Origin of the sequence: Chitinophaga sp. HK235 (genome assembly GCF_018255755.1) — a bacterium.
Lineage (GTDB): Bacteria > Bacteroidota > Bacteroidia > Chitinophagales > Chitinophagaceae > Chitinophaga.
The window spans coordinates 5,289,635-5,303,780 of record NZ_CP073766.1; the positions used below are offsets into that span (position 1 = coordinate 5,289,635).

Here is a 14,146-nt window from a genome sequence, read left to right on the forward strand (position 1 = left end):
TTGAAAAATGGGGGGAGGGTAGCCCTACTAGTACAATTCTTTGTATTAAAGTTCAACACAATTTAAGGGATTAAATTGTAATAACCTTTGCGTGTGGACTAGATAATTATATTAAGTCAGTATCAAACAGGATGTTCAAAATCCACTAATGCCTTCGCATACTCCTCCTGCACCCCCATCTCAAACCCAGCAAAATACCTTTCCGTGGTCATCAGACTTTGATGCCCCAGGTTGGTACTGGCAAGCTTCAGCGGGGCACCGCTCTGAACAAGGATCGTAGCATATGAATGCCGGGCGACATAGGTAGTCACCGGCATCTCAAAGCCCAGCTCCTCCCCTATCTTCTTCATCCACTTATTGGTGTTTTTAGTGAACTGCTTCACCTTCTTACGAATGGTTTCTGCATCGTCACCGATTTCGGCAATGTTGAAGATATAGCCGTCAGGGTGGGTATACGGCTGGCCCCATTTGGCTATGATCTGATCTATATAGGTGTTCCGGGTGGCTATAATGTTAACAGGATTCCCTTTGGTGGTACGTTTCGTCTTTTCCCGAAGGAAGGTAATATAGGATGGATGGGCGTTTCGGTGCTTCAGCAAAGCGATGTCCATCATGTTGATGCCATTACATAGGTAACTGAATATCCAGAAGTCTTTCGCCTTTTCCATGCCGGAATCCTGATCGGTAGGATATTCGAAGATCTTTTTCAGCTGGGATTTAGACAAGGCCTTTTTAATGTTTTTACCGGTAGGGATAATGTACTTACGTTTACCGAACGGGTAAGCTTCCGGCTTAATAAGGCCATTTTCACGGGCAATATTCATAATGGTCCTGAGAGGCCGCAGGTAAATGCCTACCGTCGTAATGGACCGACCCCGGGAAAGCATCCAGGCTTCAAACCCTTCCAGATACTCTTTGGTGATATGGGCGAGCTGAGGAGCCCTCCGGTACTTTTTCAGACAGTTAATAGATGAAGTGTAGGAGTCGGCGGTGCCGTGCTGGTCTTTTGATTTTAGCTCAGATATATAGTTATTGTATAATATTTCTATGGATTCCGTGTAAATCCGCTCCTTAAAGAAGCTGGACTCAAATTGGGAGAAAGAGAAAGGAACAATCCCCTCGCAGCACCGTTCCGCGTCTTTTTCAATAATACCTATCTCCTGACGGATTCGCCGGAGGTCGCCTTTGGCTTCAGCAGTATTCAGCTGGTCCCATTCCGCCGCCGTGGCGTCGTAGCCGGTAGCGTAGTATTTGCGGACCCCTTTATAGGTTACACGGAGCTTTAAGGGGAACCGCTCCCCGTTTTTAACCCTCCGGAGGTCCGGGACCACTTTGATGTTTACTTTATCCTGCTTCATGATAATTTCAGTGATTGTTTTTGATACATATTTTGATACATGTTTCTGAAAAATATCCCGAAATGATATGATGCAAGTGTAGGTATAAATTCAATACAAAGCGCCATGGTAAAGGATTACTGACGTAATCGGGGGGTAACTGAAAGTAACTGAAAACATGAATTTTAGTGACTCATAATCAGGGGGTCCCAGGATCATGCCCTGGTGGGAGCACACTACACTAAAAGGCTTTCGGCGGTTTTTCGCTGGAAGCTTTTTTCGTTTGCCTAACAAATGACCTAACATTTGTGGGAATAGCGATAGTTTGTTATTAGTCATCTTATTACCAGATAATTGTTATTGGGGAGCCCCTGCCCGAAAACAGATATACTTATCTACTGGTTTTCCTGTATATGTCGCAGTTGTTGAATAGCCTAATTTTGTATTCTCAGATAAACTATCAGAACTATGCTTTCTCAACTTCGTAATTCGATCCTCATCGCTTCTGCCTTATTGCTGCTTGCAGCTATCCCTGGCAAAAGTCAGGCTCAGGGTACATTCGACAGCAAACTGCTGAAGAGCGGAAAATATACATTGGCCTGCTATAGTGTAAATGGTGGCAGCGAGTCGGAGATCGGTACTTTCACGATCGGTATCAACACCACCAATGATAAGCTGGCACTAACCACCATCACGGCCCTTTCCGGATTGGAGGAGTGGAAAGATACTGCCATATCAGATCTGAGTACCTTCAAACCTATTTACCGTGCATCTCACAATACCATGAAAGAAATGGTGCTGCACTTCGGAAACGATGTTACCGGATATTATCTTGATAAGAAAACAGGTAAGAAGAACCAGATCAAAGAAGCCGGTAATCAGTATTTCGTTGACAGCTATACATATCCTTTCTTACTGTCGCTCCTGCCGCTGACCTCCGGTTATAGTACCGATCTGTCAGTGTACGAATATAAACCTACCAACAATGGTAATGTGAAAAAAGCCATCGTGGAGGAAGTAAAGAACAGCTCCTACGTGAGCAAATTTACCGGAAAGCATGATGTATGGGAAGTGATGGTGTTGGAACCTTCCACGGATGCAAAGTCTGTTTCCTATATTGACAAAAAGACCCGCCGCCTCTGGCAGGTGGATATGTTTAGCAATGGCCAGCAGATAAGAATGGTGGATATGGAGACGGATTTCAATTCCATCAAGGCTCCTTTCGATAAAGAAGCCACCATGAAAATGGTGAAAGGCGGCAATGCTATCATTTCCGGACAGGTATTTGCCCGTGACTTCAACGGTAACAACAAGATGCAGGTGATGAACATCCAGGCCAAGCAGGTGGCTCCCCGTGGTACACAGGTAGTCCTGATACCATACAACGATTATTTTAAGGAATGGGTCAAAGTAAACGAAGACCAGCGGAAAAAAGGCAGGGAAGGTATTGCTATTTCAGATGATGCTGCGCAGTGCATCAAAAGCACCAAGGTGTATGATGAGGCCGGTCACTTTGAATTTGTAAACCTTATGCCCGGAGAATATCTGTTGTACACCGAATTCAGCTTTGCCCACTCTTATAGCCAGCGTGAAGTGGTAGGATATACTGATCACTATATTAACGGTATGTTCCAGAGCACCACTGCCAATACAGTGAACAGGAATTACAGTGTGGGCACCAGTGCTACGGTGAAGAAGATAGTAACCGTGAGCAAACCCGGAGAAAAAGTGGAGGTAAAACTCAAGAAAACACATGCCTGAGCATAAATAGTTCGCACTACACTAAAAGGCTTCCGGCGGTTTTTCGTCGGAAGCTTTTTTATTTATCTGTAAAGCATTTGATTGTTTTATACACACCTATCTTTTGGAAAATGGTACCCCAAACTATATCCTAATGTTTCAAATGCTCAGAAATGGGTATCAAGCCCCCATTCAATTGGGTGACAACAGGTGCTTCCGTATATAACTTCGTGATAATATCATTTTTCTCGTTATCTTGATCAAAATAATAACTAAATGATTAAGAAAAGATTATATGAGATTGATATTTTAAGATTTTTGGCTGCAATCATGGTTGTAGCTTTCCATTATACTATTAATACCAAGTCCTATAACCATATATACCCTATTGATAATAAATTTCTGACTCCGATATTTTTACATGGTAACTCAGGCGTTCTTCTTTTCTTCATCATCAGCGGCTTTGTAATATTGATGTCTGCCCAGGCAGAGTCGCCCATGACCTTTCTCAGATCAAGATTTGTAAGACTGTATCCAGCCTTTCTTCCCGCAATTATATTCACATTTATTATAGGAAGAGCATTTATACCTTTCTATACGGCAGGAATCAAAGACCTTATTGTGAATGCTACATTGGTAGGGTTGTTTGCTAACTGGCGCTTGCATATACAGTTGGTAGCAGGGGTTAGCTGGACCTTAATGATAGAGATGCAGTTTTATCTGTTCATTTTTATCCTTATGCAACTACGTCAATTAGATAATATCAGAACATTTCTAGTGGCGTGGCTTGTATTGTCTATTGCTACTTATTATGGGGAAGCACATTATCCCAATATTTCTGCATTCTATTTTGTAAGATTATTATTTGTTACTGAGCATTCGTACTATTTCATTGCAGGCTGCTATTTTTACCTGATAAAGTATCAACAGAAAAAGCTTGATTTGCTGATGCCGGCCATCTGCCTTGTTGTAAAACTGTTGTGTTATGATGTAAAAGCTCCTGGTCAGATAGACACCCTTACTGTGGTATTCAATGTTTTATTCTTCCTGGTATTTTACATGATCTCCCTGAGGGACTTTACTTTCAATAAAGGCAAAGAAACAATAAAAGCACTTGGAGCTATTACCTATCCCTTATATCTAATTCATGAGTTACTGGGCGTTGCTCTCTTCAGCGCTTTGTTGCCCTATGTGAATGCTCCATTGCTGTTTGTGATGTTGATTACATTCGCTGTATTACTGGCTTATTTATTTAACAAGTTTATAGAAACACCTATTACGTCTAAATTAAGGCAATGGATGCTGCCAGAGAAATCGCCCGTTGTTTCTAAACCGAAGAAAGAGGTAATAGCGTAACAAGGTCATGAGGTAATAATCAGGCGTTGCTTTTCCACACAAAGGCAGCGCCTTTTCATTCGAGCTGTCCGGTCTATCTGCATCACCCCAGTCTTCCTCTGTCATAGGGTCTGGCATTTCTACATCAAACTGTATTTTCTGGATCAGAACTCCTTTCAGATAATCTTTGTAAATGGAGCGCAACTGGACAAATATCTCTTCTAGTGCAGTATCTTTTTCGAGATACAGCTGGAATTGGGATTCAGAGATGCCTGTGGCACTCATGATATCTTTATCTTCAATAATAACCTGTTGTTTCAGTGCTTTCTCTTTCAGATACTGAATTGTTCCGGTAAAAGTTTCTTCTGCATTGTCATCGGCTGTTATCATTGCGGAGAAGGTATGCCGTATGGTAATAGTTTTTTTCATATCTCATGGTACACCCTTCCGGATGCACCATGAGTGTCTGTAAACAATTCACTATCTGCCATCTAGTAGATATACTCCGGTGGAGTGATCCCTTTACAACGCAGGTAGGTAGTAGCCTGGCCACGGTGATGTGTGATATGGTCCAGGGTAGCGTAAACACCATGGATGGTTTTTTCATCTGGTGTAATGGCTTCGATGCTCTGTTTCAGTATATCGAAACTTTTATTGAGATACTCTTTTGTTGCCTTTGCGTTTTGGGTGATGGCTGGTGGGTTCCAGTCTGAAGGTGTTTGGAGAATATAGTTTTCATTCCACCAGATGATACCGTAGCCGATATGGTGCATCAGTTCGTTAAAAGTCCAGATGGCGGTATCTGGTTTGTAGTCATAGCTGTTGGCCGGCATCGCCGTAGCTACGCTGGTGGTGTAGTTACGGGCATTTTCCAGTGTGGTTAATAATTGCGCTTTCATATCAATTGTTTGATAGCAAAAGTATTTCACCACCCTTGGGGATATTTAAGGAAAATTGCTGTTTTTTAACGTCGTCTCATTTGAGAGGGTGAAAGGCCATATCGTTGTTTATAGGCTGCAGAGAAATGTTCCAGGCTGTTGAAGCCGGTGTCAAAAGCGATGCCTGTAATAGGCTGACTGGTATGGCGTAGTTGCAGGTGGGCTTGTTTTAACCTGACTTGTAACAGATAGTTGTAGGGTGTGATACCGGTCATTTGTTTGAAGGTCCGGTTGAAATGAAACGGGCTCATATGTCCGATGCCGGCAAGTTGTGGCAGGGAAATATCTCCGGACAGGTTGTCGTTGATGAATGTTTTGATGGAGGAGATAGTGGGAAGGTAATTTCGTTTCTGCCTCACCGTTAGTTCCGGAATGACTTTGTCGCGGCCTCCTGTTAGTATGAGTGAAAAGAGGTCCATCATGAGCTGTTCCACCCATAATTGCGGGTAGTGGGGTTTCTGCAGAAGGTTGAAAATATGATGATGCAGGTATTCCATTTCAGGAGTGGCCTTTATCAGGACAGCATGGAGGTCGGGGTTTTTCAGAAACCAGGCCAGTTCACTGCCCTGTTCTTCCAGCAGTCCAATGTTTTCCGGTGGGAAAGAGAAGATGGTACATTGGTCGGGCATATCATGAACATGCCCCACCCGATGCTCATAACCAGGCTTGCAGACCAGGAAAAGGCCGTGGTAGGCATCCAGGTCGTTGCGGAATACTTTGAAGAGGAAATTGCCCTGTCGGATAAAGGCGATGGAAAATCTTTCCTGGTGTTCCTTTCCTGATATATTACACTGCTGGCACTGACAAAGGAAATTGCGTACCTCACAGATAGGAGAATCATATATGGTTTGAATGATGGCTTCCATTTTCTGATAGTTGGGATATGGAGTACTTTAGACAAAGATAGTAACATCCTTTCTTTTATTAAACCCCGGTCTGCTAATCATACCAGCCTGGTAACTCCATCACAGGCACTGTTATTTCATTCAGGAAATAAATTTCCTCCTGTTCTACCTGTTCTTCCCTGAAGACGCTGTGATGGTGCTGATGCAACAATCCGGACAGTTGTTTTTGCTGATAATGTTTCATCAGGGAGGCCAGGTTCTCTGTGGCGACGCAGGCCTGTTTAAGTATCGCTTCTTCTTCTGCCTTGCTCAGGCAGGATTTTAACCGTTTGTATGATCCGGTACTATCCGTATTTCTCATTTTCCGGTAAAAGGTCGGTTCGCTCCAGTTACATTCACTACATACCATTTCCCTGAAGTCGCCGGAGAAAATACTAAAGAGAGAATAAATATCATTGAGCAAGTTATCGCCTGGTTTCATTGGTTTTTCATGTTGGTGAAGAAAAGGAGGTCTTGTTTTAATGCAGCTATCACAGCTGCTTTCAACAAGTTACATCATCATTGCGCAAAGTATTTGCGTGCTGTCTTTTTACAAAATAAATGATAAAGCAGGAATCCTATCATAATAGCTTTTAATACGGCAATTACACTGCAGTATCGACAAAAAAAATATGTTTTTTATCATGGTACTATCCTGCTGCTGGCCCGACTCCCCCATCGTGCTGTTTTCCCACGTGTAAATCTGTAATCCAACATAGCCAATGATCTGAAAACCTAACGATAGCCTAGCTTTAACCCGTACGAATATGTCAAACACATTTAGCTGAGCACTAGTATTTATTAACCATTATCTAACAAACAAGTCTCTATGACACCAAAATCTACCAATGGAGGCACAGCTGTCCGCTGTCTCACATTTATCTGTTGGCTGTTACTGGTACTGTTGGCGCCTGATTGTTTCGCGCAGGTGAGCCCTACAGTTCCCGCCACGACTCATCAACACAACAAACAGGTAATCGGCTACATTACCCAATGGGATGCCTGGAAAAACGTAGCCGGCACCGTTCCGGCAGGTGGGTATAACCATCTTAATGTGGACTATTCACAGTACACCATCCTGAACTTTTCATTTTTTGGTGTTGCCCAGGATGGTTCCCTGCACAGCGGTGATTTCCGCAACAAAAACATTTATCAGGTGGGCGCTGTCCAGGCCCCGGCCCCGCTGGTGAATGAAGACATCTACAGCAGCTGGGATATGTATCTGCTGTACGGAGAACTGGACGTCCTCTACTATATCCCTGATGGCAGTTATGCCTACTCTCTGGGATACCGTAACGGTGGTAGCGGATGGACTAATGTCAACACCGGTAAAACCGGCAGCTTCCCGCTCTCTGTACCCAAACAGGGTGGTGCTCCCGGTGTTATTGACCTCGCCCATCAGAAAGGCGTGAAAGTACTGGCTTCCGTAGGTGGCTGGAGTATGTGCAAACACTACCCCGAAGTGGCCGCCGACGCTACCAAACGCGCAAAGTTCATCGCCAGCTGTCAACAGCTGATGAGCATGGGTTTTGATGGTATCGACTTCGACTGGGAATATCCCAACGATGCGGGTATGAACATAGAACATTACAGCACAGCGGATTATACCAACTTCGCGATCCTGGTGGAACAGGTAAGAGCGGCCATCGGTCCCAATAAATTGATCACAGCAGCCTTCTCTCCTGCTGTCAACAAGCTGTCCGGATTTGACTGGCCCCGGCTGAACAATGTGATGAACTATTATAACATGATGACGTACGACTACAACGGTGGATGGTCCAATAAAGCCGGGCACAACTCTCCGTTGTATGAATACCCTAACCAGGAATTTGCCGGCTTCTCCCTTGATGCTACCACCAAAGGCCTGCGTACACTGGGTGTTAATCTGAGTAAGGTAAATCTCGGAGCTCCCTTCTATGGCCGTGGTGTGATCACCAATGGCAATGCCGCCCTTAATGCGCCTACTGTAAAACGTGCTGAAACCGTACAACCAGACGGTCCTATCCAGACATGTGCTGATTACACCAACTGGACCAAAGACGTATGGGACGGTACTCCCAATTACAGTTATATAACTCAGAACACTGGCTCCGGTTCAGGCTGGACTGAGTACTGGGATGACGTGGCCAAAGTGCCTTATAAAACCAAAGGCAATTTTTTCCTTAGCTACGACAACGAACGCTCTGTTGCTGCCAAAGCACAATATATCAAAGACAACAATCTGTCCGGCATCATCATCTGGCAGGTATACGGAGATATGCTTAATATGACCAGCGCAACAGTGCCAAAAGGGAAGCTGATTTATTGCCCTAATACCACATCTCCCCTTGTTAATAAAATCAATGAAACATTTGCCAGCGGCGGCGGTAGCACTAATGTACCGCCTACTGTGAGCATCACCGCTCCGGCAAACAACGCCACTTTCACTGCTCCGGCCAGTATCACGCTGCAGGCTACTGCCAGCGATTCTGACGGACAGGTCGTAAAAGTGGAATTCTATAATGGAGCCACCCTGCTGGCCACCGATAGTACCGCTCCTTATAACTATGCCTGGAACAATGTACCGGCAGGCAGCTATACCGTGAAAGCTATTGCCACAGATAACAAAGGTGCTGCTACTACATCTGCCCTGGTAAATATCACGGTCAATGGCTCCGGCACTGTTCCGGATACTTCCGGCGGCAAAGTGATCGTCGGCTACTGGCAAAACTGGGGGCACCTACGGATGCTTCTCCGTATATCCCTCTCCGTAATATCAACCCGAAATATAACGTGGTGGAAATTGCCTTTGCTGTCAGTGGAACTGACCAGGCTACTATTTCCTTTGTACCTGAAAACGTAACATCAGCACAGTTCCTGTCGGATGTACAATACCTCCAGTCTCAGGGCAAGAAGGTGTTACTCTCTCTTGGTGGAGAAAACGGTTCCCTCAATCTCACATCAGCTACCCAGAAACAGGCGTTTATCACTTCCATGAAGGCGGTGCTGGACCAGTATAACTTTGATGGCTTTGACCTGGATATTGAAGGTGGTACCAACCTGCAGCTGGACAATGGTGACAAGGATTTCACCAATCCTACTACACCGAAGGTGGTGAACCTGATCGCTGCTGTTAAAGAGATCCTTGCTTACCGTAAGGCTCAGGGGAAAAATGCATGGCTCACCATGGCACCAGAAACCTATTATGTACAAACAGCCTATGGTTCTACCTATAGCCCGCTGGTAGGTGCTTACCTCCCGATTGTTTACGGGCTGCGTAATGAACTTACATTCATCCAGACACAATACTATAATACCGGCTCTGTAATGGGACTGGACAATGGTGTATACAATCAGGGTACATCCGACTTTATTGTGGCAATGTCTGAAATGCTGCTGAAAGGATTCCCTGTTTCCGGTACCAGCCTGACTTTTCCGGCACTCCGTCAGGACCAGGTGGCCTTTGGCCTGCCAGCTACACCCAGTGCTGCAGGAGGTGGTTACACTACACCTGCGAATGTTAAAAAAGCACTGGATTATCTGATCAAAGGACAGTCTTATGGCGGTGCTTACCAGCTGCGTAACCCGGCCGGCTACCCTAATTTCAGGGGTATCATGACCTGGTCTATCAACTGGGATAAAGCCAATGGAGACGAATTTGCTACCAACTACTACAATTATTTCTTTGGTACTACGCCTATCAACAAACCACCGGTGGTAAACATCACTTCACCGGCCAATAATGCTGTCTTTACAGCTCCGGCTACTGTGAACATCCAGGCTGCAGCGTCAGATAGTGACGGTATAGTAACCCGTGTAGCCTTCTACAATGGCAGCACCTTATTGGGTGTAGACAGCGTAGCTCCCTATACCTGGACCTGGAACAATATAGCCGCCGGTACTTATAGCCTTACCGCTAAAGCTACCGATAATGCAGGCGCTACTACTACCTCTGCAGTGGTGAGCATTACAGTAAACACCTCCGGTAATAAACCTCCTGTGGTGAACATCACATCACCGGCCAACAACGCCACTTTCACAGCTCCTGCAACTGTGAATATACAGGCTGCAGCATCTGATAGCGACGGTGTTGTTACCCGTGTAGCATTCTATAATGGCACTACGTTGCTGGGTACAGACAGTGTGGCTCCTTACACCTGGACCTGGAGCAATGTGGCTGCCGGCACATACAGCCTCACCGCAAAAGCTACTGACAATGGTGGTGCTACTACCACTTCTGCAGCTGTGAACATCACTGTTTCCGGTTCTACCGGTGGTTGTGATGGTATCCCGGCATGGTCTGCCACTACCGCTTACAACGGTGGCGCCAAAGTGGTATATAACGGTAAAGTATATACGGCTAACTGGTGGACACAGGGAGATCAACCGGACCTGAACAGCGGTGCCGGTAAACCATGGAAATACCTGAACGATTGTGGTGGTAACCCTGGTAACCAGCCTCCGGTAGTAAGTATTACTTCTCCTGTCAATAATGCTTCTTTCACTGCTCCTGCTACTGTAAACATACAGGCTAGTGCCAGTGATGCAGATGGTTCTGTTGTACAGGTGGCATTCTACAATGGCAGCGCGCTGCTGGGTGTGGACAGCACTGCTCCTTACGCCTATGCCTGGACCAATGTAGCCGCGGGATCATACAGCCTGACAGCCAAAGCTACAGATAACAGCGGTGCTGTTACAACTTCTTCCGCTGTAGCTATTTCTGTTACCGGCGGCGGTGGTGGCGGAGACTGCAACGGTATTCCGGTGTGGTCTGCTTCTACAGCTTATAATGGCGGTGCACAGGTAGTATATAACGGTAAAGTATACTCTGCTAAATGGTGGACACAAGGCAACCAGCCTGACCAAAGTACAGGCGATGGCCAGCCATGGCAGTTTGTACGTAACTGTTCCGGTGCTGCACTGACATCTGCTGCACTGACATCCATTCAGGCAGAACAGGTAATTGCTTATCCTAACCCGGTAACTGGTCCGGACCTGCAGATACAGGTGAGTGCCAATGCCGGCGAAAAGCTCCTGGTGGAAGTACTGGACCTGAGAGGTAGCGCACCAATACTGCGACAGGTACATACCGCCAATGGAAAAGGCAATCAGCCGCTGCGCCTGGACGTATCCAACGTGCCCAATGGTACCTGGATTATACGGGTGACCAGCCAGCAAAGCAAAAAAGTATGGAATGGTAAAATCATAAGGATGTAACCCCTCTATATAAAATGCAAAAAAGACGCAAAGGAGCTCCCCCCTTTGCGTCTTTTGCATTTTATATCCCTGGTCGTAGTGTTAAATAGGAAGACCCCCCGGTTAAGCCAGGGGGGCCGTTCTTTTCTCATAAACCCACGTTAATAAACTCGTTGCTGTTGACAAAGGTGGACTGTTGTATCGTACAGCTCTCTGCCGGTATAAAAGATCCCTGCGGATCAAACCGGGATATGGGCGATAAAAAAGAAAAAGGACTGGTACTTACAGATACTGAACTACCGTTGACGGATATACGCTGATTAGCATCAAAACCATGTAATATCAATCTGATATATTTAAACTGGCTGGTATAGCTGCCTGCTACCTTCGACAATGTGAGTTTTCCGGCAGCAGGATCATAGGTGATAGCCCGTTCATAATAGCCACCCTTCTCGTATGAAAAACTTTCTCCATCATCTTCATAATAAACAAAAGAGCTGGCTTCATCACCCTTGTAGAGGTGAAGGAAAAGTGTATCTGTCGGTTTTTCAAGCGTAGACTGTATCAGCGATTGCATAGGAATGATACTGCTTCCCTTCACGTATACAGGTAAGGTTTTAATGCTGAGCGGAGTAATCACCTCCTGCTGGCCGTTGCTGACAGCGTCTGTATAGAGATTATACCACTTCCCTTTGGGGAAATAGATGCTGCCAAACTCTTTGGTGCTTTCAAAAGGAGCTACCATAAAAGCAGCGCCGAACTGATACTGTTGTTGAAACCGGGTATCGTATACATTGGGGTCAAAAGTGTTGTTGATTGCCAATGTGCGGACTACGGGCATGCCTGTACGCGATGATTCATACATGGTGCTGTAGAGGTAAGGCAACAGCCGGTAGCGCAGGTTGATATAGTTTCTTGTTATTTCAAGAGCTTCTTCACCAAAAGCCCAGGGTTCTGCTGATTTGGTGTTTACACCGGTATGGTTTCTGAAGTAGGGAATGAAGGCGCCTATCTGCATCCATCGGGTGTACAGACTCACTGTAGGGTTGCCGGTAAAGCCGCCTATGTCCATGCCAGTGAAGGGGAAGCCACTCAGGCCCAGGCTGTTCAGCAGCCGGACACCCAGCAGCATATGGTCTTCTTCTGCGCGGTTATCTCCGGTCCATAAGGCGCTATAGCGCTGGCTGCCGGCATAGGCAGCACGGGTCAGGAGGAAAGGCCGTTTTTGCAGGGCTTCCCGGGTTCCTTCATAGCTGGCACGCGCCATCTGCAGACCGTAGATATTATGTCCCTGGAGATGCGTGGTGGGATGGCCTTCGTAGTTGAAGATCACGTTGTTAGGCATCTTTTGCCCCCAGGTGGCTATTTCGTTCATGTCATTCCAGATGCCGCTCACACCGTCACGGATATACGATTTTACCTGTTCTTTCCACCAGCTGCGACCTTTGCTGCTGGTGAAGTCAGGGAAATGGCACCAGCCGGGCCATACCTGGCCGGTATAGTTTTCTCCATCGTTATACTGAAGGAAGATGTTTCCCTTTTTTCCACTTTCATAGGCGGCATAGCCATTTTCCACTTTTATGCCGGGGTCTACGATAACGGTTACACGAAATCCCATTTCCCGGAGGCGACTGGTCAGCTGCTGAGGATTAGGAAAACGTTCCTTATTCCAGGTAAACAGCTTGTAGGCATCCATGTAATGGATGTCTAAGGTGATGCCATCGGCGGGGATTTTCTTTTCCCGCAGTGTTTGTGCTATACGCAGTACTTCTGTATCGGGATAGTAGCTGTAGCGGTTTTGTTGATAACCCAGGCTCCATAGTGGCGGTAGTGGCATGCGTCCGGTGAGACTGGTATACGATTTAATAATATCTGCCACCTGCGGATGGTAGATAAAATAGTAGTTCATCTCCCCTCCCCGGGCGCCAAAAGAAGAAAAGCGGTTGTTGCTGGCGCCGAAGTTGAAATCGCTCTGGTAGCTGTTGTCGAAGAAGATTCCGTAGTTCTGGCGGTGATGGATACCGATATAAAACGGAATGGTAGCGTAAATGGGATCTCTGTTGGTAGCATAACCAAATACATCTGAATTCCAGTTCGTATATCCTTCTCCTTTACGATCTAAGTTGCCCGTTTTTTCTCCCAGCCCGATAAACCGCTCCTGTTCCTGCATTTTCTTATAGGTGGTCACTTCATCACCAATCCACGAGGTCGTTAGTCCTGGTTCATCCTCATTAATCACTTCGCCCGAAGGGCTAAAAAAGCTGATGGCAAAAGGGCTTTTCCGGATTTGCATGCGCAGTGAATCCGTAACGATACTGATTTCGCTGTTGTTTTGTGTTATCTGTGTTTTGACGGTCTGTGGGCCTGTGATAACAGCATAGGAGAAATCAGCAGTCAGCGGCCTTTTGTCCATCCTTACACGAATAACGGCAGGACTGTATACGGTTATTTCTGCATAAGCATTTTCGGTTTTTATTTTCACCTGTTGTCCTGAAATGCTGACGGCATTTACCTTACCTGCCGTGACCACCTGTGTTTGTGCACGGGAATGACTATACGAAAAAAGAAGCAACAATAGGAAAATGGCCGGCAGCGAAATCTTATTCATGGTCTTGTTGGTTTGCTGAACAAAAAAATCCTCTCCTGCACCCTGCAATACAGAGCGAAGTATCAGATGAAATATTGTATGGTGGATAATTCTGACGGGAACAGGAAACCCTGTTCCGTCAGAAGGAGT

General features: G+C 45.9%; 10 protein-coding genes. 4 read left to right on the top strand and 6 right to left on the bottom strand.

The genetic code is table 11. The features are described 5' to 3' along the window. Positions 1-122: 122 nt before the first annotated feature. Positions 123-1,358, bottom strand: coding sequence for a site-specific integrase (locus KD145_RS19840; protein ID WP_212001065.1), 1,236 nt, complete (start codon positions 1,356-1,358; stop codon positions 123-125). Between the two features lie 447 nt (positions 1,359-1,805). On the opposite strand from KD145_RS19840, the gene KD145_RS19845 reads away from it, so the two are divergent. Beyond that, entirely contained in the window at positions 1,806-3,098 is a 1,293-nt protein-coding gene (locus KD145_RS19845; protein WP_212001067.1) for a hypothetical protein, read from the top strand. A gap of 255 nt (positions 3,099-3,353) precedes the next feature. Then, complete coding sequence (locus KD145_RS19850) at positions 3,354-4,433, top strand: acyltransferase (protein ID WP_212001069.1); 1,080 nt, start codon at positions 3,354-3,356, stop codon at positions 4,431-4,433. Here the strand turns inward: KD145_RS19850 and KD145_RS19855 are convergent. The 4 genes from KD145_RS19855 to KD145_RS19870 all read right to left on the bottom strand — a co-directional run bounded on the left by KD145_RS19855 (position 4,365) and on the right by KD145_RS19870 (position 6,676). After that, the gene (locus KD145_RS19855) at positions 4,365-4,841 is read right to left on the bottom strand and encodes a hypothetical protein (protein WP_212001071.1); all 477 of its coding nucleotides are present in this window, start codon (positions 4,839-4,841) and stop codon (positions 4,365-4,367) included. The two genes, KD145_RS19850 and KD145_RS19855, sit on opposite strands and share 69 nt — an antisense overlap. A gap of 62 nt (positions 4,842-4,903) precedes the next feature. Further along, a complete protein-coding gene (locus KD145_RS19860) occupies positions 4,904-5,311 on the bottom strand; it encodes a DinB family protein (RefSeq protein ID WP_212001072.1) in 408 nt (135 codons plus the stop codon). A gap of 65 nt (positions 5,312-5,376) precedes the next feature. Beyond that, on the bottom strand, positions 5,377-6,216 hold the full coding sequence (locus KD145_RS19865; protein ID WP_212001074.1) for an AraC family transcriptional regulator: 840 nt from the start codon (positions 6,214-6,216) through the stop codon (positions 5,377-5,379). Between the two features lie 73 nt (positions 6,217-6,289). Then, a complete protein-coding gene (locus tag KD145_RS19870; RefSeq protein WP_212001076.1) occupies positions 6,290-6,676 on the bottom strand; it encodes a hypothetical protein in 387 nt (128 codons plus the stop codon). A 387-nt stretch (positions 6,677-7,063) separates the two neighbouring features. Between KD145_RS19870 and KD145_RS19875 the strand changes: the two genes are divergently transcribed. Together KD145_RS19875 and KD145_RS32540 are read left to right on the top strand one after the other, a co-directional pair. Next, positions 7,064-9,076: a glycosyl hydrolase family 18 protein gene (locus KD145_RS19875; protein WP_212001081.1), complete on the top strand. Its 2,013-nt coding sequence runs from the start codon at positions 7,064-7,066 to the stop codon at positions 9,074-9,076. Next, positions 9,010-11,430: an Ig-like domain-containing protein gene (locus KD145_RS32540; RefSeq protein ID WP_308219028.1), complete on the top strand. Its 2,421-nt coding sequence runs from the start codon at positions 9,010-9,012 to the stop codon at positions 11,428-11,430. Before KD145_RS19875 ends, KD145_RS32540 begins: the two co-directional genes overlap by 67 nt. A gap of 127 nt (positions 11,431-11,557) precedes the next feature. Here the strand turns inward: KD145_RS32540 and KD145_RS19900 are convergent, their stop codons facing one another. Continuing rightward, the gene (locus KD145_RS19900) at positions 11,558-14,017 is read right to left on the bottom strand and encodes a TIM-barrel domain-containing protein (protein ID WP_212001083.1); all 2,460 of its coding nucleotides are present in this window, start codon (positions 14,015-14,017) and stop codon (positions 11,558-11,560) included. Positions 14,018-14,146 lie beyond the last annotated feature (129 nt).